Genomic DNA, 19,489 nt, shown 5'->3' on the forward strand with positions numbered 1-19,489 from the left:
ACGCACAGTTTATGAACTGTGCGTCTCTTCTTCAAGCGTCAAATCACCACTAGATATCCCAATCAAATCGTATTTATCATATGCATCTTCTTGTAATAAACGCATCGCTTGTGTGCGAATTGATTTTTCAACAATATTTCGGACGTAGCGCCCATTACTAAACGATGTAATTTGCGATGAGTACTTCACCGCATGCAAATGATCACGAAACTTCCACTCCGCTTCTTTGGATAACTGATATTCCCGTTCTTCATACATTCTCTTCCCAATTTCTAACAATTGATTCACTGAATAATCTGCAAACTCTATAATAAATGGAAAACGAGATTGTAAGCCCGGATTCAAAGAAAGAAAATGATTCATCTCTCTTGAATATCCCGCTAAAATTAAAACAAAACCATGTTGCTTATCTTCCATATGCTTTACAAGCGTATCAATTGCTTCCTTACCAAAATCTTTCTCTCCGCCACGTGCTAAAGAATAAGCCTCATCGATAAATAATATACCTCCCATGGCCTTCTTAATTAAATCTCTTGTTTTCTGCGCTGTATGCCCAATATATTCTCCAACAAGATCAGCGCGTTCAGCCTCAACTAAATGTCCTTTTGATAAAATATTCATCTCAAATAATAATTTACCTATCATTCTTGCTACAGTCGTTTTTCCCGTCCCTGGATTCCCTTTAAATAACATATGAAGCACTTGCTTTTCAGATTTCAATCCCATTTCTTGTCTTTTTTTATTTACATAAATCCAAGCATAGATTTCTTTTATTATTTTTTTAATGTCATCCATACCAACAAGCTTTCCCATCTCTTCTTCAATTCTCTGCAGCATTTCATGTTTCGTAGTTGTTTCATTTGAGATCACTGATTTATTTTCTGATGTAGGCAATGAAATCTTTTTTCGGTGATTTAACACAATATTAATTTGATTATTATTTTTCTTTCGCATTGACTGTTCCATACAATCACCTCTTTTTATCAACTCATCGAATATTATCATTACTCCCAATCCCCTTACAAATAACTATTTTTCAGAAAAGTTTGCTATAATATAAGAAATAACTAGGGTGGTGGGACTATGGAAACAATGGAATTCCATGATACAATACAAGCTTTTTCTACTTTTTTATTAAATAAAGGCAGAAAACCTTCAACTATTAAACGTTATGTTTATGATATTGAAGATTTCGGTCATTGGTTAGAAAAAAACAAAAAGCTCCCCTCCAGTAATATATGGGCTACACTTTGTACAAAAGACTATGAAGATTATTTTTCTGACTTAAAAAAGAATCGACATTACTCGGAGAAAACAATGCACCGCGTATTAATCGTTCTAAATAGAATGTATCAATTTTTGAATATCGCAAACCCATTAAAAGATATGGAAATTGTTATACAGCCAGATCGCACATTACGAGACGAAGATTTCATCTCACTTGCAGAGGAGAAACGTTTAAAATATATTATTACTTCATTAGAAGGTTTATCAGAAAAACAACGCCCTGTCCGCCCTTTACTAATGGATCGTAATATCTCTATTGTAAACCTACTCATCGACTATGGATTATCCTTACAAGAACTTACATCATTAAACATGCACGATGTTCACTTTGAAACGAATACGTTATCTATCCCAGCAATAGCCGGTATTCAAAGAACAATTACATTAACTAACGAAGACAAAAAACAGCTATACACGTATTACAAAAGCATCCCTGAACCAGTTCGTCCAAAATACCATAGTGATGATCCATTATTTGTTGCATTTGATTTTAATCGAGGAACATACCGCTGGGTATACGAAAACGATGCACCAAAAGCATTAACAGAAATTGCAGTCCAAAAAATGATTCGTCTTGAAGTAGCCAGAGCTAACTTACGCAAAGGTATTTCCGGTCAGCACTTTCGAAATACCTTTATTTTACGCCTAATCGAAAAGCAAATTCCCGAACCAGAAATTATGAAGTTAGTTGGCTTCAAATCAAAAATTTCACTAAAACGCTATTATCAATACGCTAATAACAGAAAAAACGCCTTGAAATAAGGCGTTTTTTCTGTTTTTTTTCGAAACATTCCATTTTACTATGACCATTTAACCATTCCTCGCATCTACTATGATGAGTTTCGTTCGTATTCCCATTAAGAAAGGAGAGATTTAATGTCTCGTTTTAACGACAATCAAAACAAATTCTCCAAACCATGCTTCCCAAGTAGCGTCGGACGAATTCCAACTACTACATCCATTCCCATTACAAAATCGCAAATTAGAACATTCCGAGCGATCATTGCAGACTTAACGAAAATCATACTTAAACTATTCCAAAATCCATCACCAGCTAATATTGAGGACCTTATAGACACGTTGAACCTACTAAGTAAATTCATCTGTTCACTGGATACTACTTCTTCCCAGAAGGCACAAGGGTTAGCTATTATTAAAAACTTAATAACTATATTAAAAAATCCAACCTTCGTGGCAAGTGCTGTATTTATTGAGTTGCAAAACTTAATAAATTATTTACTATATATTACAAAGCTTTTCCGAATTGATCCTTGTACACTTCAAGAGCTTCTTAAACAAATAGCGGGATTACAAAACGCTTTAATCGCTTCTTCTCCATTTGAAAGTGGCACTACTGGACCTCAAGGGCCTACCGGGGACCAAGGACCTACCGGCGCTCAAGGGCCTACTGGACCTCAGGGGCCTACCGGCGCTCAAGGACCTACTGGACCTCAGGGGCCTCAAGGCAACACCGGCGCTCAAGGGCCTACTGGACCTCAGGGGCCTACCGGCGCTCAAGGACCTACTGGACCTCAGGGGCCTCAAGGTAACACCGGCGCTCAAGGGCCTACTGGACCTCAAGGACCTACTGGACCTCAGGGGCCTACCGGCGCTCAAGGACCTACGGGGGCTCAAGGGCCTACTGGACCTCAGGGGCCTCAAGGTAACACCGGCGCTCAAGGACCTACTGGACCTCAGGGGCCTCAAGGTAACACTGGCGCTCAAGGACCTACGGGGGACCAAGGGCCTACTGGACCTCAGGGGCCTCAAGGTAACACCGGCGCTCAAGGGCCTACTGGACCTCAGGGGCCTCAAGGTAACACCGGCGCTCAAGGACCTACTGGACCTCAGGGGCCTCAAGGTAACACTGGCGCTCAAGGACCTACTGGACCTCAGGGGCCTCAAGGTACTACCGGCGCTCAAGGACCTACTGGACCTCAAGGGCCTACTGGACCTCAAGGGCCTACCGGCGCTCAAGGACCTACTGGACCTCAAGGGCCTACTGGACCTCAAGGGCCTACCGGCGCTCAAGGACCTACTGGACCTCAAGGTAACACCGGCGCTCAAGGACCTACGGGGGCTCAAGGGCCTACTGGACCTCAGGGGCCTCAAGGTAACACTGGCGCTCAAGGACCTACTGGACCTCAGGGGCCTCAAGGTAACACTGGCGCTCAAGGACCTACTGGACCTCAGGGGCCTCAAGGTAACACCGGCGCTCAAGGGCCTACTGGACCTCAGGGGCCTACCGGCGCTCAAGGACCTACTGGACCTCAGGGGCCTCAAGGTACTACCGGCGCTCAAGGACCTACGGGCGCTCAAGGGCCTACCGGGGACCAAGGACCTACTGGACCTCAGGGGCCTCAAGGTAACACGGGTGCTCAAGGACCTACGGGCGCTCAAGGGCCTCAAGGTAACACCGGCGCTCAAGGACCTACGGGGGACCAAGGGCCTACTGGACCTCAGGGGCCTCAAGGTAACACCGGCGCTCAAGGACCTACTGGACCTCAAGGGCCTCAAGGTACTACCGGCGCCCAAGGGCCTACAGGGGACCAAGGGCCTCAAGGTAACACCGGCGCTCAAGGACCTACGGGGGACCAAGGGCCTCAAGGTAACACTGGCGCTCAAGGACCTACTGGACCTCAAGGGCCTCAAGGTAACACCGGTGTCCAAGGACCTACTGGACCTCAGGGGCCTCAAGGTAACACTGGCGCTCAAGGACCTACTGGACCTCAGGGGCCTCAAGGTAACACTGGCGCTCAAGGACCTACTGGACCTCAGGGGCCTCAAGGTAACACCGGCGCTCAAGGACCTACTGGACCTCAGGGGCCTCAAAGTAACACTGGCGCTCAAGGACCTACTGGACCTCAGGGGCCTCAAGGTACTACCGGCGCTCAAGGACCTACTGGACCTCAGGGGCCTCAAGGTACTACCGGCGCTCAAGGACCTACTGGACCTCAAGGTAACACCGGCGCTCAAGGACCTACCGGGGACCAAGGACCTACTGGACCTCAAGGTAACACGGGTGCTCAAGGACCTACGGGGGCCCAAGGGCCAACCGGCGGTGCTACGGGACCTCAAGGGCCTCAAGGCAACACCGGTGCCCAAGGACCTACGGGCGCTACTGGTGCTACGGGACCAAACTTCCCAGTTGCGACAATTGTTGTACAAAATAATATTCAACAAACTGTACTCCAATTTAATAAATTCATTTTCAGCACTGCAATTAATGTAAACAATATTATTTTTAACGGTACAGACACAGTTACAGTTGTCAACGCTGGTATTTATGTAATTAGCGTCTCCATCGCTACAACTGCACCAGGATGTGCTCCACTTGGTGTTGGAATTTCGATAAATGATGCAGTCGCAACAGACAATTTCTCCTCTAATTTAATAGGCGACTCACTTTCCTTTACAACAATTGAAACCTTAGCAGCTGGCGCAAATATTTCTGTCCAATCTACCCTTAGCGAGATTACGATTCCTGCAACCGGAAACACTAATGTTCGACTCACTGTATTTAGAATCGCGTAAATTTCAATCCTATATAGTTAATAACAAATAAAAAAAGAGCGAGAAAACTCGCTCTTTTTTGTTATGTACAGTTAATTACTATTCTAATTCAATTGAAACATTTTTCTGAGGTACAAATGTAGAAATTGCATGCTTATAAATAAGCTGTTGCTTACCCTCTGTTTCCAGTAAGACTGTAAAGTTATCAAAACCTTTAATTAATCCACGAAGCTGGAAACCATTTAATAAGTACAGCGTCACAAACGTATTCTCTTTACGGAGTTGATTTAAAAACTGATCTTGAATATTGATTGATTGCTTCATGTCGAATCCTCCTCTTTTTCTCTACTTACATATTATTCGACTTTCATTGTAGCTTTCCTTCTATGTATCGCAAAATTTCTGACGTTTTTTCACCATTAGTAACATCAAACCACGAAACATCCATTTTATTACGGAACCACGTTAATTGACGTTTTGCATAACGGCGTGAATTCGTCTTTAATTGCGATACAGCTTCTTCTAACGAAACGCGCCCTTCAAAATAATCATATAGTTCTTTATAACCAATCGCTTGAATAGATTGGCAATCTCGAACTCCATTTTTATATAACCCCTCTACTTCTTGTAATAACCCTTGTTTAAGCATTAGGTCGACGCGTAAGTTGATGCGATCATATAGCATGGATCGATCCATTGTCAAGCCAATTAATGAAACATCGTACAACAACTTGTTTTCTTGCTTCTCAAGTTGATCGCTCATTTTTTGTCCTGTTGTATGAAAAATTTCTAACGCCCGTATGACACGCCTCACATTATTTGCATGAATACGATTCGCACTTTCCGGATCTACCTCTTGCAACTTTTTATGTACATATTCCACACCATGCTCTAACGCTAATTTTTCCATCTGTTCTCGATACAAAGAATCTCCAGCCTCATCAGTAAACTGATAGTCGAATAAAACAGATTGTATATAAAGACCGGTTCCACCAACGATAATCGGTAATTTTCCACGTTCTGTAATTTCTCGAATATGACCGCGAACAAGTTCTTGAAATTCCGCTACAGAAAATGAATCTTCCGGATTTTTAATATCAATCATATAGTGCGGAATTCCTTCCATTTCATCTGTTGTCACCTTTGCAGTTCCGATATCCATCGTACGATAAATTTGCATTGAATCACCGCTAATAATTTCACCGTTTAATGTTTTCGCAATGTCAATACTTAGTTTCGTCTTTCCGACAGCAGTTGGTCCAATGATGACAGCAACTTTTTCACGTTGCGCTTCTCCCATACAATTCAACTCTCTTTATGTAATATACTCCACTTGAACATTATATCCAATCTTACCAATTTTAATGGTAAGATTGCAAGTTCTTTGAATACAGTACATGAAATTATACTATCCGATAAAATAATCAGACATAGTTTGTCCATTCCTACATATATATGTAAAAAATAAATCGGAGAGGATACGATAACTATGAGACAAGCTACTATCGATTTTTCAACATTAATAAAAGAGCTTATTTTAGCTACAGCTACAAAAGAAAAGAATTGTTCACAGGAAGAATTGTATTTCGCCTTAAACTGCTTACTTCGTTCCTTCCATTCTACACTTGAAGAAACCACATTGGATACACACAATATAGAATATATACAAACTCAATTTTGCAGTGCCTATAAAATTATTACCGGCCGTACAATATACCCTTTTCAATAATTCTTATATAATCTCCAAATGGCTGCTTGATAATTTTCAAGCAGCCATTTAATAATACTAGATTACTTTAAAATTTTCACCTTAACAGATTTACGACCCCAATTGTCAGCAGTGCTATCAGATCCAACTAGAACGTCGATACGGTTACCTTTAATCGCACCGCCAGTATCACCAGCGATCGCTTCCCCATAACCTTCAACCCATACTTTTGATCCAAGTGGAATTACTTTCGGATCAACAGCAATTACTTTCATGTTTGGATTCGCTGTTAAATCATGCCCCATTGCAGTTAGCACACGACCACCATATGTGCCATTTTCACCCGGATGAGCTGTATACGCTGTTGCTTCAACTGTTATTTCACGTCCACCAGAAGGCCCACTTGTCTCAACTGCTTTTGCTACAGGTTTTGCCGCTGGCTTCTCTTGCACTACTGGCTCTTCCGATTTAGACTTAACTTGCGCTTCAGTTTGAACAGGTGTTTTCACTTTAGCCTTGGCTGGTGCTTCAGTTTGAACAGGCGCTTCTTGTTTTTCAACAACAGGTACTTTACCTGTTAAGAACGGCACGTGAACATACGCAGGTTTTCCGTTATATTCAAATTGCAACCATTCATTTTGTATTTGCTTCGTCGTTTCAATCATATCATCTTTTTTAAGTGTACCAAGAATTTCTGAATCAGTATTTGCTCCAGCACGTACGTTTAATACATTCGCTGTTACATAATATATACTTTTTGTAAACTCAGCACTTACGAATACATCTTTACCATCAAATTTAATCTTTGACCATCCGTTTTCTGTATTTATAACCTCTAATTGATTACCACTTAATAGTTTACCAACAACAGTTGAATCTACAGTTGGGTTTTCTCTAACGTTTAATACATCTGTTGTTACAATCGTTTCTGCCTTAGCAGAAGTTGCAAAAATTACAATACCAAAAACCGCTGCCGTTGCTATACCAATTAATTTTTTCATGAATAGCCTCCATTTGCTTTGTTTTCGTGTTCTCATTATAGCAACAGTTTTTTTAAGAATTTCAAAAATCACACAATTACAAAGCATTCGTAATAAACGATTAATGATTTGTAATATAAATTTCCATAAAAAAAAAGCATTATCATTAAAATCCACAAGGATTTCCATATATTCCCCAACATATTAGCACAAGAATTTTTTTCCATAAAAAATTACAGTATTACTTTTTTGTTACAAAAAAATCACATTTCATTACATCTTTTACCAAAATCCATCAATTTTCATTTATTATATTATTTTTTTGAGAATAAAAAGGGACAACTACTATTAGCTGTCCCTTTTCAATCCTTATTAAACTTTCTTTTTCCATATCCCGATCATAAGAGCTGCTACAATAGAACCGATTAATATCGAACAAATATACAACCACGGTTTATTCACCAATAATATTACAAACAGCCCTCCATGCGGCGCTGGTAACGTAACTTGGAATAACATCGATAAAGCACCAGCTAGACCCGAACCGATAACACAACTTACAATGACACGAATTGGATCTGCCGCGGCAAATGGAATTGCACCTTCTGTAATAAACGATGCCCCCATAATATAGTTTGTCAAGCCAGATTTACGCTCCGCTTCTGTAAATTTCGATTTAAAAAATGTAGTAGCGAATGCAATTGCAAGCGGTGGTACCATCCCACCAGCCATAATGGCCGAATGCACACCGAAGTTTCCAGCTTCAATTGCTGCTATCCCAAATGTGAATGCTGCTTTATTAATTGGACCTCCCATATCAATAGCCATCATGCAACCTAAAATAAGGCCTAATAATATAGCGTTAGCACCACCTAAGCTATTTAACCAATTCGTTAACATTTCATTTAATGCAACTACAGGTGGATTTACAACTTTTAGCATTACGATACCTGTAATAAGTAGCCCAAAGACCGGATATAGTAAAACTGGCTTGATTCCTTCTAACTGCACTGGTAAACCCGCAAATAATTTCTTTAAACCAAGAATAATATACCCTGCTAAGAAACCAGCAATTAATCCGCCTAAAAACCCTGCATTTGCTTGTGCCGCTATAAATCCACCGACAACACCCGGCATAAAACCAGGACGATCTGCAATAGAACTCGCAATAAATCCAGCTAAAATCGGTACAAGAAATGTGAACGCTCCTGTTTTTCCGCCGCCAATAGTCATTAATATCTCTGCAATAGAACCTTCTGCTTTAATCCCACCAAATAGAAACGCCATGGCAATTAATATCCCACCACCAACGACGAAGGGTAACATATTACTAACACCATTCATTAAATGTTTATATATACCTAGCCCTTTACCTTTTTCCGCATTCTCTGTCGTTCCACTTTCTTTTATCCCTTTGAAAATCGGTGCATCTTGGTTTACAGCACGCTGCAGAAGCGCCTCCGCTTTCCGAATACCATCGGCTACCGGTACTTGAATAACATGTTTTCCTGCAAAACGACTCATTTCTACTTGTTTATCCGCGGCAACAATGATTGCTGTTGCACGTTCAATATCTTCTTTCATTAATCCATTTTTTACCCCTGTTGAGCCATTTGTCTCTACTTTAATCGCAATACCTAATTCAGTTGCTTTCGCTTTTAAACTATCTGCAGCCATATATGTGTGAGCGATACCAGTCGGACAAGCAGTAACCGCTAACACATACGGTTCATTCCCTTCAGGCTTTACCGTTTCACTTTGTTCTTCTTTCTCATTCTCTTTTATATCAAATAAATGAAGAAGTTCTTCCTTATTTTCCGCTTCCAGAAGCTGTTTACGGAACCCATCATCCATCAGTAATGTGGATAAACGAGATAAAGTCTCTAAATGCGTATTATTTGCTCCTTCACTTGCAGCAATCATAAAAAATAAATGTGCAGGTTGTCCGTCAAGCGATTCGTAATTGACACCGCTTACACTTCTTCCAAAACAAATCGCTGGTTGCTTAACTGCTTTTGTTTTCGCATGCGGAATTGCAATACCTTCTCCAATTCCAGTCGTACTTTGTGATTCGCGCTGTAAAATAGCTTCTTTAAATTGCAATTTACTAGTTAACCTGCCCGCTTTATCTAACTTCTCCACCAGTTCATCTATGACAGCTTCTTTATCTGAAGCTGTCAAATCCATAATAATTGTATCCCTTTTTAATAGTTCTGTAATTTTCATATGCTGCTTCCCCCTATCGCTTTGTGATAATTACTTGCGATAATAATTCTTCAACCTTTTCCTTCGTACATAAATCAGCTGAAAATGCCGTTGCACTCCCTGTTGCAACACCATATCGAAACGCCTCAACAACATCTTTTGTTTTTTCATATATTCCTACAAAACCTGCAACGAGAGAATCTCCCGCTCCAACAGAATTAATAACAACACCTTTTGGGACAGTTGCCTCATATATGCCTTCTGTTGTAAACAATAAAGCACCAGCACCTGCCATTGAGACAATTACATGTTGTACACCTTGGTCAATTAACTTTCTTCCATATGGGAGGATTTCTTCCACTGTGGTAAGCTTTTCTCCGAACAACTCTCCAAGTTCGTGATGGTTCGGTTTTATTAAAAAAGGCCTATTTTTAATTACATGCTTTAATGCATTACCACTTGCATCAACGACCACCTGAACTCCTTGTTTCGCCCCGAACTCCGCTATTTTTTCATAAAATGTTGATGGGATTGAAGAAGGTACACTTCCAGCTAGTACAATACAATCTCCCGACTGCATACTTTCAATTTCTTTCATTAATTGTTCAAATTGCTCATTGGTTACAATAGGACCTTGTCCATTTAACTCTGTTTCTTCTTGACCTTTTATTTTCACATTAATTCGAGAATCTCCGTCTACTTGGACGAAATTTGTTGTTACACCTTCACTATTTAAAACACCTTGAATAAATTGACCGGTAAATCCACCTGTAAAACCGAGAGCAGTATTTTCAACGCCTAAGCGATGAAGCACACGGGACACATTAATCCCTTTTCCCCCAGGAAACTTCATATCTTTCTCTGCTCGATTCACTGTTCCTAAAGAAAAAGAATTTACTTGTACAACATAATCAATTGATGGATTTAAAGTAACTGTATAGATCATTGTTTATCAGCCTCAATCACATTTGTTTTTCTTTTATATTTTTCTAAATCAATTTCTAATATATTTGTAATAATATTCGCTTCTTCAACATTTGCAATTTTCGCAAATGCTACCTCAGAAAACTTACTTTCGTCTATTAAAAAGTAACCTTCATTTGCCAATGTTAAAGCCGTTTTTTTCAGTAAAGCTTCCTCTGGATCTGGTGTTGTATAGCCTAGCTGTTCATGAACACCGTTCGCCCCTAAAAAACATTTATCAAAACGATACTGCTGCATACTTTCCAGTGCCATAGCACCAATTAAAGCTTTCGTTCGACTCTTCATCATGCCACCTAATAAATACGCCCTGATATTGTTTTCGACTAGCGCTTCAATATGCATGAGTCCATTTGTCACGACAGTAACATCTTTATTTATTAGAAACGGAATCATTTCAAGCGTCGTACTTCCTGCATCTAAATAAATACAATCTCCTTGTTCAACAAAACTTGCCGCACAACTTGCAATTTGTTGCTTGATATGAATGTTTTTGGATGATTTTTCAATCATCGTTGGCTCCTGACCTTTTCCAGTTAAAATGGCAGCCCCGCCATGTACTCTTTTTAATAAACGTTGTTTTTCTAATTGCGCTAAATCTCGACGGATTGTCGACTCTGAACTTTGTGTTCTCTCAACCAATTCCTGCAATTTTACAACTTTCATTTCTTTAACAAGCTTTAAAATAATTTGATGACGCTCAGGAGTTAACATGTCATTCACCTCTTCTTTGATTACAGTATAATGAAAACGACCACAAAAATCAACCACAAACAATCAAAAACAATCATTATCATTCGAAATTGATTACAAACAATCAAAAAAGAACCTATTTGATATATATCAAATAGGTTCTTTATCATCTATTTACTTATAAAGAAGCTTTATAAATTTCAGTTACATCGTCTTTATTTAATTTTTTAAATTGACCGAATTCACCGTAAGCCATCGCTTTATCAGCCATTACATCAATCTCATTTTCACCGATGCCATAATCAGCTAATCGTACTGGCGCTTCAATCGATGTCCAAAAATGACGAAGTGCTTCAATACCTTCTAATGCAACTTCTTTATCTGTTTTCCCTTCCACCTCTATACCGAAAACTCGCATCGCAAACTGTTTAAAACGAACCACATTTCCATCGAAAACGTGCTTCATCCAGTTTGGGAATAAAATTGCTAAACCGCCTCCATGTGGTATATCATGCACAGCGGAAACCGCATGTTCAATATTATGAGTTGCCCAATCTCCTCTTACTCCCATCGCTAATATACCGTTTAATGCCATTGTTCCACAGTATAAAATGGTTTCTCTGTGCTCATAATTTTCTAGATCATTTAAAAGCTTAGGTGCTGTTTCGATTACTGTTTTTAAAATAGATTCACAATAACGATCTTGTAATTCTGTATTTGTACCGTGATGAAAATATTGTTCTAATACATGTGACATAATATCGACCATACCATAAATCGTTTGATTTCTCGGTACAGAAGCAGTATGCTCTGGATCTAAAATTGAAAACTGCGGGAATGTAACAGGACTACCCCAGCCATACTTTTCATTCGTTTCCCAATTCGTAATTACAGAGCCCGCATTCATTTCAGAACCTGTTGCCGCAAGAGTGAGTACAGTCCCAAATGGCAATGCCTCATTCGCGAATGCCTTTTTCGTTACAATATCCCACACATCTCCATCATATTTACTACCAGCAGCAATAGCTTTCGTACAGTCGATTACACTACCTCCACCGACTGCTAAAATAAACTCTACACCGTGTTCTTTACAAATTTGAATCCCTTTCTTTACAGTTGATAAACGTGGATTCGGTTCAACACCAGTTAATTCAAATACTTCCGCATTTATGTCCTTTAAAATAGAAATTACATTTTCATAAATACCGTTTCTTTTAATGCTGCCTCCTCCATATACGAGAAGCACTTTTTTACCAAACTGTGGAATTTCAATTTTTAACTGTTCTAATTGTCCTTTACCAAAAATAAGTTTTGTTGGATTGCGAAATACAAAATTTTGCATACACCTTTACCATCCCTTCTATATGAAAAGCAACTATACTTTTGTATACCATACTTTTCTCGTTTCACAAAAATATTTGCTCTAACAAAAAACTCCCAGCCTTTTGGCTGAGAGTTTTTATTGGTAATAAGGTGAAATCATTAAGTAAACAATAACACCAGATAGACTTACGTATAACCAAATCGGCATCGTCCAACGTACGATTTTTCGATGACGTGCTAATTGATTCGTAAAACCAAATACAAGTGAGAACAACGCAAGTGGCACAATGATCGCCGCAAGGAAAATGTGTGTAATTAAAATAAAGAAGTACACATATTTAATTATGCCTTCTCCACCGAAATGCGTCGCTGGTGCCAAGTAATGATACGATAAATATGAAACGCAAAATAATAGCGTTGTCGTAAAAGCTGCAAGAATAAAGCCACGGTGCATTTTTACATTCTTTTTAATAATAGAGAACAGAGCTGCTAGTAAAAATACAAATGTAAAGCTATTAAAAATCGCATTTAACATTGGTAAAATTGTTACATCAAAATGTAATTCTCCTTCATAGCCAACAGGTCCAAAAAATAAAAATAAAATAATCGCATTTACAATCACAGAAAGCGTTATCACAATAGGAGCATAGCTTTTCTGATTTGTTGATTGATCGACCAAATTGTTCACTCCTTCTTCTTCCAAATATGTATAATTAACCTCACTATTTTAACATATTATTCACAGTGTAAATGTGACAATAGTTTGACACAATAAGACATAACAAAGAAAAATCCTTCTTAACAATACTTCTTAAGAAGGATTTTATCGCTTTATTATTTAAATAGCAATGCAATTAGTTTTTGTTAAAAAACATATTGCTGTATGCTTGAAAAATTTCAGACACTTGGTATCCCATTAATGAAATTGCTGTTAGTGAAAAGAAACCAATCATAAGAAATCGAAACCACATATAAATCTCCTCCTTGTATTTAGCTTATAAAGTATAGGCTGTATAACAAGTTGGATTACAATCTTCCTCATCACTTTCCTTTTTCTTTACGATCGCTGTTATAAAACGGATCATAAAAAACGGAACGAAAGGAAGTTGTTCAAAACTTATATTGGCATAGTTTAGTAACGACTCTCGTTGTAAATCCGATGGGGATGAGAAGGAATAGAACATACCATGCTCTTCCATATATACGATCACAATTTTCATACAAAATAATATCCCAAGAAACGAAACAATATCTTGCCAATCAGTCGTATATAGCAGATTATAAAGATCCAATACATACTCTTCCATCGTCATCCCCCCTTCCTTTTTTACCATTTTGCTCGCCTTCGTATGAAAAGTCAAGAAAAAAGTTTATATTCACTATGACAATAGTAATTACATGGTCTCTATTTGTACTTCCTGCTCTTGCCATAATTGAATGACTAATTCTATTATATTTTCTTGGGTAAATTGATACGCTGGTTGTTTTTTCTTTTCATTCGTACGTATCGTTGTATATTCTATACTTTGTAAAATATACCCCTCTACAAATAATTGGCCTTTTTCAGCTGTTATGAGGTACTCTATTGTATCCACTTCTTTTACGGGAATAAATTTACTTTCCTTCAAAATAATTTCTTGTGAGATTTCTTTAATTTCTAAAACTTTCTCATGAAAATTAACTTTCTCTTCTACAGTAATCTCTGCCCTATACTTTCCTATTTCAATTGGAAGCTTCGTTGTAATAAGAGTACCTTTCCCTTTATATTTGCTGTATTTAGAATTTGCATTATTTATATTGTGCACAGGAATCCATGAACTTTTCTTGAAATTATTATTTTCAAGAAACTCAATTCGTTCACCATTGAAAGTTTCTATATTCCTTCTATACTCAATAATTTTTGAATATATTAAAGAACAATACGGTTTTTCGTAGTAATGATGAGCAGTAGAAACTAACTCTGTACCTGCTTCATTCTGCACCTTTTGAAGTACAAATAATTCCCTCTCTTTTTTATTTACAGCAATTGGAGTTGAAAATCCGGTTACTTCACCAATAATAGAAAAAGGTGTTTTTACAGTCATCGAACAAACTTGTTTTCCTCTTTTTAATTTAGTGTCTAAACTTTCTTCATGCTTATTTACTGTATGTTTTTTGGGCTTAATTTTTTTTGATATGTTTACTTCTTTTTTCTCTTGAGAAAAAAGAACTTTCTTCATTTTGTTACCAATCCATGGTTTATCCATCATCAATCACTTCCTAACTGATGAATTAAAAGTACGATGTGCCTTTACTACATTACCTCTTTCCAAATTATATATGTCTTTTTTAAAAAAAAGACATTATCTTTACAAATGTAAAAGTAATGTCTTTTCAAAACTATTATACTTATGAGATTTGTACTTGTTGTGTTTGCAATACTTTCAGTGTAAGATCTAATACAATTTTTTCACGAGGCTCTGTAAATGGCTCATTGATTATAGCTTTCACTTCCGTTTTCGATTCCTGAAAGTAGTCTCATGGTTCTGTTGCAAAGTTTTAAAAAGTAAGCTACACTTTTGCAACAGAACCATCTAATGACTAGCAGGATAATAAAAAGCTCCCTTAAGAAGCACGTATTACCTTTCACTACTTGCTTTTAAAGGAAGCATTTTTTCATTATAAATTCACTTATATCCTTACTACCTTGTTATTAAATACGAGCGGATTCTTCATTACTATTTGGATGATTTATTACCGAACGATTTTTATTTCTATTAAAAAGAAAATAAGAAACTACAATAAGAACTGTAACAAGCATCGTTAAAAGAGCTTGTGAACGTAATGTTTCAATTGCAAACATTGCAATTAAAATTGCTGTAATTCCGGCAATTGTAACATAGGTTAAATATGGAAAAATCCACATTCTCACCTTCAAATTTTTTTGTTCTACTTTTCCCATCTTCTTACGCATTCTTAAATGCGAAACAGCTATAACAAGATAAACTAATAGTGCGATTCCTCCCGATGCATTTACTAAATATAAAAATACCTTATCTGGAGATATATAACTAAAAACAACACCGATATAAGCGAAAAAAGTTCCAAATAAAACCGCACGAACAGGAACACCGCTACGATTTAACTTTAAAAATGCTTTTGGAGCATCTCCTCTTTCTGCCATGGAAAAAAGCATTCTTGAGTTTGTATATAAACCTGAATTTAAACAAGAAAGTACAGCTGTTAAGACGATAAAATTCATAATTTGAGCTGCAGCTGGTATACCTATATGTTCAAGCACTGCTACGAATGGGCTTTTTAATATGTTAGCTGAATTCCATGGAAGAAGTGTAACTACTACGGCAATAGATCCAATAAAAAATACGAGAATCCGCCAAATAACACTGTTTGTTGCTGTTTTTACTGCTTTGACAGGCTCCGCTGATTCCCCTGCAGCTACCGCAACGATTTCAGATCCCATAAATGAGAATATTACGACTGTAATACCAAGTAGCACCGAGCTAATACCATTTGGCATAAATCCTCCTTGTCCAGTCAGATTAGAAGTTCCTGGTGCTTCTGTCCCTGGTACAAGCCCTAAAATAACGGCAAGTCCAAGACCGAGAAATAATACAATGCTTATTACTTTAATAAAAGAAAACCAATATTCAAATTCTCCAAATGATTTAACTGAAAAAACATTCGTTAGAGTTAATAAAATCGTTAATATTAAACTTAATAACCAAAGTGGAATTTGTGGAATCCAATATTGAATAATACCAGCCCCAGCTGTAGCCTCTATTGCAATTACAATTACCCAGAAAAACCAATACAGCCAGCCAATCGTATATCCAGCCCAAGGACCAATCGCCTCGCGTGCATATGTAGCAAAAGAACCACTTGTTGGATTAATTGCAGCCATTTCTCCTAACATTCTCATTACGAAAACAACTAAAAGCCCCGCTAGTGCATATGAGAGGATAGAACCTGGTCCCGCTGAATGAACAACAGCACCACTACCGACAAACAAACCAGCTCCAATAACGCCACCTATTGAAATCATTGTAATGTGACGTATTTGTAAATCCTTCTTAAGATTTTTATCCAAATGATATACAACCCCTTTCATATTTTTATTTATGTAAAAGTATTATGTACAAGGTTATTGTTGAAACCGATAAATAGTCATCACTTAAAATATATCAAAATATTCTGAAATCAACAATTGTAATACATCTTTTTACTCAAACAATTTCACGAGGTTTAGTAATTTTTCTCATTTCAAGAACAATTATTGATAAAATTATGTCCCCTCTTACATTGACCTGAATTTTTAGATAATATATTAACAAACAACAAGATTATACATCTAGACAACTTTTTTGTATAGGAGTGTTGCATATGGTAACAAAGTTCAAATTGATTTGTTGTATTTTAGTAATTTCCTTACTTCTCCCCTTAAATCCCTTACACACAAAAGCTACAACTAATTTAAGCTCGAAGTTACTCGTTGGATACTGGCATAATTTTGATAACGGTACAGGTATTATTAAATTAAGAGACGTTTCGCCAAAATGGGATGTTATTAACGTATCTTTCGGTGAAACTGGTGGAGATCGATCGACTGTTGAATTTACTCCTGTTTATGGTACAGAGGCTGAATTTAAATCTGATATTTCTTATTTAAAAGGTAAAGGAAAAAAAATCGTTCTTTCAATAGGAGGGCAAAATGGAGTTGTTTTACTCCCTGACCCCGCTTCTAAACAGCGTTTTATTAACTCTATACAATCTCTTATTGATAAATACGGATTTGACGGAATAGATATTGATCTTGAATCAGGTATTTACTTAAATGGTAATGACACTGATTTTAAAAATCCAACAACTCCTCAAATCGTGAATCTTATCTCAGCTATTCGGACAATTTCAGACCATTACGGTCCAAATTTTCTATTAAGTATGGCTCCTGAAACAGCTTACGTACAAGGAGGATTTAGCGCATATAGTAGTATATGGGGAGCATATTTACCTATTATTTACGGCGTTAAAGATAAACTAACATATATTCATGTCCAACATTATAATGCTGGTAGTGGTATTGGGATGGATGGCAATAACTATAATCAAGGTACTGCAGATTACGAAGTTGCGATGGCAGATATGTTACTACATGGCTTTCCGATAGCTGGAAATCCTAATAATATTTTTCCAGCCCTTCGCTCAGATCAAGTTATGATTGGTCTTCCAGCTGCACCAGCCGCTGCTCCAAGCGGTGGATATATTTCTCCTGCTGAAATGAAAAAAGCTTTAGATTACATTATAAAAGGCACATCCTTTGGCGGAAAGTACAAACTCTCATCCCAAACAAGCTATCCTGCATTTCGCGGACTAATGTCTTGGTCCATTAATTGGGATGCAAAAAACAACTTTGAATTCTCTAACAGCTACAGAGCGTATTTCGATACAATTACTACCCAAAAATAATACGAACCTCTGAAACGATAAAAACTAAAACAAGCTACTCTTATTAAGGAGTAGCTTGTTTTGACTTTTCAAATGAATATATTACTCTGTTTTATTCATACTCATCTCATGGAAAGATTCTTCTTTATTTTCATTGTTTAAGTAGCTATATACAAGACTTAAAAATAGTTTCCCACCAACTACCATCGCACGTTCATCAAAATCAAATTGCGGATGATGATGTGGATATGTCGCTCTTATTTCTTCATTTCCTGCACCAGTAAAGAAGAAAGCTCCCGGAACATGTTCTAAATAATATGCAAAATCTTCCCCCCCCATAATTGGTGGCACTTCTAATACTCTCTCTTTTCCAAAATCACGCTCTGCAATCTGCATAAAACGATTTGTCTCATCAATATGATTGATTAATATTGGATAACCACGTTTATATTGAACTGTTACTTCAGCATGAAGAGAATGACAAATTCCCTCAACAATTCGTTTGAATTCCTTCTCCATAAATTCTCTCACTTCAGGATCTAACGTCCGAATTGTTCCTGTAAATGTAGCCGTATCCGCAATAATATTATCTGCTTGACCAGCATGAAACGTACCAACTGTTAACACTGCAGATTGAAGTGGATCTACTTTCCGACTAACTAAAAGTTGTAGCTGATTAATCACTTGCGTTGCTACAATAATTGCATCTACAGTGTAATGCGGCATCCCTCCATGTCCACCTCGTCCTTGAATCTTTACTTCAAAAGTATCCGCGGCTGCCATCATCGCTCCAGTTCTTGCCCCAACGATACCTAAAGGCATTTGAGAAGATAAGTGTGTGCCAAAAATAACATCTACTTCCTCCAAGCAGCCATCTTCAATCATTGCAATTGCACCACCGGGCTCTTTTTCTTCTGCATGTTGATGAATAAGAACTACTTTTCCAGAGAGATGTTCCCGATTATCACTCAATACTTTCGCAACTCCTAAAAGTGTTGCTGTATGTCCATCATGTCCACAGGCATGCATGACACCTGGAACTTTTGATTTGTATGAAACTTGTTTCTCATCTTGAATAGGTAATGCATCAAAATCAGCGCGTAACGCTACTACTTTCCCAGGCTTTCCACCTTCAATTACACCAATTATCCCTCTTCCTCCTACATCAGTTTTTATATCAATATGAAAATCTTTTAAGATTTCAGCTATTTTTTTAGCGGTTTCTACTTCTTGAAACGATAACTCTGGGTATTGATGAAAATCTCTTCGCCATAAAACCATTTGTTTATATAAATCTTCCAGCTCTTCATGCCATATTTCTATCATAATAATTCCCCTTTCTTTACTTTATAAAGCT

General features: G+C 37.7%; 17 protein-coding genes and 1 pseudogene. 4 read left to right on the plus strand and 14 right to left on the minus strand.

Annotated elements, in window-relative coordinates; all coding sequences use genetic code 11:
• Window positions 1-9 precede the first annotated feature (9 nt).
• Window positions 10-966, minus strand: a complete 957-nt coding sequence (gene spoVK / locus DJ93_RS03765) for a stage V sporulation protein K (protein WP_042979244.1) — start codon at window positions 964-966, stop codon at window positions 10-12.
• A 117-nt stretch (window positions 967-1,083) separates the two neighbouring features.
• Between spoVK and DJ93_RS03770 the strand changes: the two genes are divergently transcribed.
• Complete coding sequence (locus tag DJ93_RS03770) at window positions 1,084-2,049, plus strand: tyrosine-type recombinase/integrase (protein ID WP_042979245.1); 966 nt, start codon at window positions 1,084-1,086, stop codon at window positions 2,047-2,049.
• 114 nt (window positions 2,050-2,163) lie between these two features.
• Window positions 2,164-4,821, plus strand: a complete 2,658-nt coding sequence (locus tag DJ93_RS03775) for a Gly-Xaa-Xaa repeat protein (protein WP_042979246.1) — start codon at window positions 2,164-2,166, stop codon at window positions 4,819-4,821.
• Window positions 4,822-4,899: 78 nt separating this feature from the next.
• Here DJ93_RS03775 and hfq read toward each other — a convergent pair whose 3' ends face one another.
• Both hfq and miaA read right to left on the minus strand, forming a co-directional pair.
• A complete protein-coding gene (gene hfq / locus DJ93_RS03780; RefSeq protein WP_000813896.1) occupies window positions 4,900-5,124 on the minus strand; it encodes an RNA chaperone Hfq in 225 nt (74 codons plus the stop codon).
• A 43-nt stretch (window positions 5,125-5,167) separates the two neighbouring features.
• Window positions 5,168-6,100 carry a tRNA (adenosine(37)-N6)-dimethylallyltransferase MiaA gene (gene miaA / locus DJ93_RS03785; RefSeq protein ID WP_042979247.1) on the minus strand — a complete coding sequence of 311 codons (933 nt, stop codon included), beginning with the start codon at window positions 6,098-6,100 and terminating at the stop codon, window positions 5,168-5,170.
• A gap of 189 nt (window positions 6,101-6,289) precedes the next feature.
• On the opposite strand from miaA, the gene DJ93_RS03790 reads away from it, so the two are divergent.
• Window positions 6,290-6,529: a hypothetical protein gene (locus DJ93_RS03790; RefSeq protein WP_042979248.1), complete on the plus strand. Its 240-nt coding sequence runs from the start codon at window positions 6,290-6,292 to the stop codon at window positions 6,527-6,529.
• Window positions 6,530-6,591: 62 nt separating this feature from the next.
• Here DJ93_RS03790 and DJ93_RS03795 read toward each other — a convergent pair whose 3' ends face one another.
• From DJ93_RS03795 to gabP, 10 genes and pseudogenes are all read right to left on the minus strand, one after another.
• Window positions 6,592-7,509, minus strand: a complete 918-nt coding sequence (locus DJ93_RS03795; protein WP_042984136.1) for a 3D domain-containing protein — start codon at window positions 7,507-7,509, stop codon at window positions 6,592-6,594.
• A gap of 351 nt (window positions 7,510-7,860) precedes the next feature.
• Window positions 7,861-9,714, minus strand: a complete 1,854-nt coding sequence (locus tag DJ93_RS03800; protein WP_042979249.1) for a PTS fructose transporter subunit IIABC — start codon at window positions 9,712-9,714, stop codon at window positions 7,861-7,863.
• 13 nt (window positions 9,715-9,727) lie between these two features.
• Window positions 9,728-10,639 (minus strand): 1-phosphofructokinase, encoded by a 912-nt coding sequence (pfkB, locus tag DJ93_RS03805; protein WP_042979250.1) that lies wholly within the window; start codon window positions 10,637-10,639, stop codon window positions 9,728-9,730.
• Window positions 10,636-11,388 carry a DeoR/GlpR family DNA-binding transcription regulator gene (locus tag DJ93_RS03810; RefSeq protein ID WP_042979251.1) on the minus strand — a complete coding sequence of 251 codons (753 nt, stop codon included), beginning with the start codon at window positions 11,386-11,388 and terminating at the stop codon, window positions 10,636-10,638. Before DJ93_RS03810 ends, pfkB begins: the two co-directional genes overlap by 4 nt.
• Before the next feature lie 157 nt (window positions 11,389-11,545).
• On the minus strand, window positions 11,546-12,709 hold the full coding sequence (locus DJ93_RS03815) for an iron-containing alcohol dehydrogenase (protein WP_042979252.1): 1,164 nt from the start codon (window positions 12,707-12,709) through the stop codon (window positions 11,546-11,548).
• A gap of 117 nt (window positions 12,710-12,826) precedes the next feature.
• Window positions 12,827-13,369, minus strand: a complete 543-nt coding sequence (locus tag DJ93_RS03820; protein ID WP_042979253.1) for a DUF420 domain-containing protein — start codon at window positions 13,367-13,369, stop codon at window positions 12,827-12,829.
• A 316-nt stretch (window positions 13,370-13,685) separates the two neighbouring features.
• A complete protein-coding gene (locus DJ93_RS03830) occupies window positions 13,686-14,024 on the minus strand; it encodes a hypothetical protein (RefSeq protein WP_117287848.1) in 339 nt (112 codons plus the stop codon).
• 60 nt (window positions 14,025-14,084) lie between these two features.
• Window positions 14,085-14,939 (minus strand): BC_2427 family protein, encoded by an 855-nt coding sequence (locus DJ93_RS03835; protein ID WP_052109534.1) that lies wholly within the window; start codon window positions 14,937-14,939, stop codon window positions 14,085-14,087.
• Between the two features lie 139 nt (window positions 14,940-15,078).
• A pseudogene (locus tag DJ93_RS34990) lies at window positions 15,079-15,168 on the minus strand (CsxC family protein); the annotation flags it as partial.
• Between the two features lie 214 nt (window positions 15,169-15,382).
• Complete coding sequence (gene gabP / locus DJ93_RS03840; protein ID WP_042979256.1) at window positions 15,383-16,777, minus strand: GABA permease; 1,395 nt, start codon at window positions 16,775-16,777, stop codon at window positions 15,383-15,385.
• A 293-nt stretch (window positions 16,778-17,070) separates the two neighbouring features.
• Here gabP and DJ93_RS03845 point away from each other — a divergent pair, with 293 nt between their 5' ends.
• Complete coding sequence (locus tag DJ93_RS03845) at window positions 17,071-18,153, plus strand: chitinase (RefSeq protein WP_042979257.1); 1,083 nt, start codon at window positions 17,071-17,073, stop codon at window positions 18,151-18,153.
• An 81-nt stretch (window positions 18,154-18,234) separates the two neighbouring features.
• On the opposite strand, the gene DJ93_RS03850 is transcribed toward DJ93_RS03845, so the two are convergent.
• Complete coding sequence (locus DJ93_RS03850) at window positions 18,235-19,458, minus strand: M20 metallopeptidase family protein (RefSeq protein ID WP_042979258.1); 1,224 nt, start codon at window positions 19,456-19,458, stop codon at window positions 18,235-18,237.
• Window positions 19,459-19,489: the final 31 nt, after the last annotated feature.

This window comes from Bacillus clarus, from assembly GCF_000746925.1.
GTDB classification, from domain to species: domain Bacteria; phylum Bacillota; class Bacilli; order Bacillales; family Bacillaceae_G; genus Bacillus_A; species Bacillus_A clarus.

Bases quoted from the DNA above. Each gene is read 5' to 3' on its own strand.
- DJ93_RS03800 (WP_042979249.1), bottom strand. From the start codon at position 9,714: ATGAAAATTACAGAACTATTAAAAAGGGATACAATTATTATGGATTTG.
- DJ93_RS03845 (WP_042979257.1), top strand. From the start codon at position 17,071: ATGGTAACAAAGTTCAAATTGATTTGTTGTATTTTAGTAATTTCCTTA.
- DJ93_RS03795 (WP_042984136.1), bottom strand. From the start codon at position 7,509: ATGAAAAAATTAATTGGTATAGCAACGGCAGCGGTTTTTGGTATTGTA.
- pfkB (WP_042979250.1), bottom strand. From the start codon at position 10,639: ATGATCTATACAGTTACTTTAAATCCATCAATTGATTATGTTGTACAA.
- spoVK (WP_042979244.1), bottom strand. From the start codon at position 966: ATGGAACAGTCAATGCGAAAGAAAAATAATAATCAAATTAATATTGTG.
- DJ93_RS03770 (WP_042979245.1), top strand. From the start codon at position 1,084: ATGGAAACAATGGAATTCCATGATACAATACAAGCTTTTTCTACTTTT.
- hfq (WP_000813896.1), bottom strand. From the start codon at position 5,124: ATGAAGCAATCAATCAATATTCAAGATCAGTTTTTAAATCAACTCCGT.
- DJ93_RS03790 (WP_042979248.1), top strand. From the start codon at position 6,290: ATGAGACAAGCTACTATCGATTTTTCAACATTAATAAAAGAGCTTATT.
- DJ93_RS03830 (WP_117287848.1), bottom strand. From the start codon at position 14,024: ATGGTAAAAAAGGAAGGGGGGATGACGATGGAAGAGTATGTATTGGAT.
- DJ93_RS03810 (WP_042979251.1), bottom strand. From the start codon at position 11,388: ATGTTAACTCCTGAGCGTCATCAAATTATTTTAAAGCTTGTTAAAGAA.
- miaA (WP_042979247.1), bottom strand. From the start codon at position 6,100: ATGGGAGAAGCGCAACGTGAAAAAGTTGCTGTCATCATTGGACCAACT.
- DJ93_RS03815 (WP_042979252.1), bottom strand. From the start codon at position 12,709: ATGCAAAATTTTGTATTTCGCAATCCAACAAAACTTATTTTTGGTAAA.
- DJ93_RS03775 (WP_042979246.1), top strand. From the start codon at position 2,164: ATGTCTCGTTTTAACGACAATCAAAACAAATTCTCCAAACCATGCTTC.
- DJ93_RS03850 (WP_042979258.1), bottom strand. From the start codon at position 19,458: ATGATAGAAATATGGCATGAAGAGCTGGAAGATTTATATAAACAAATG.
- DJ93_RS03835 (WP_052109534.1), bottom strand. From the start codon at position 14,939: ATGATGGATAAACCATGGATTGGTAACAAAATGAAGAAAGTTCTTTTT.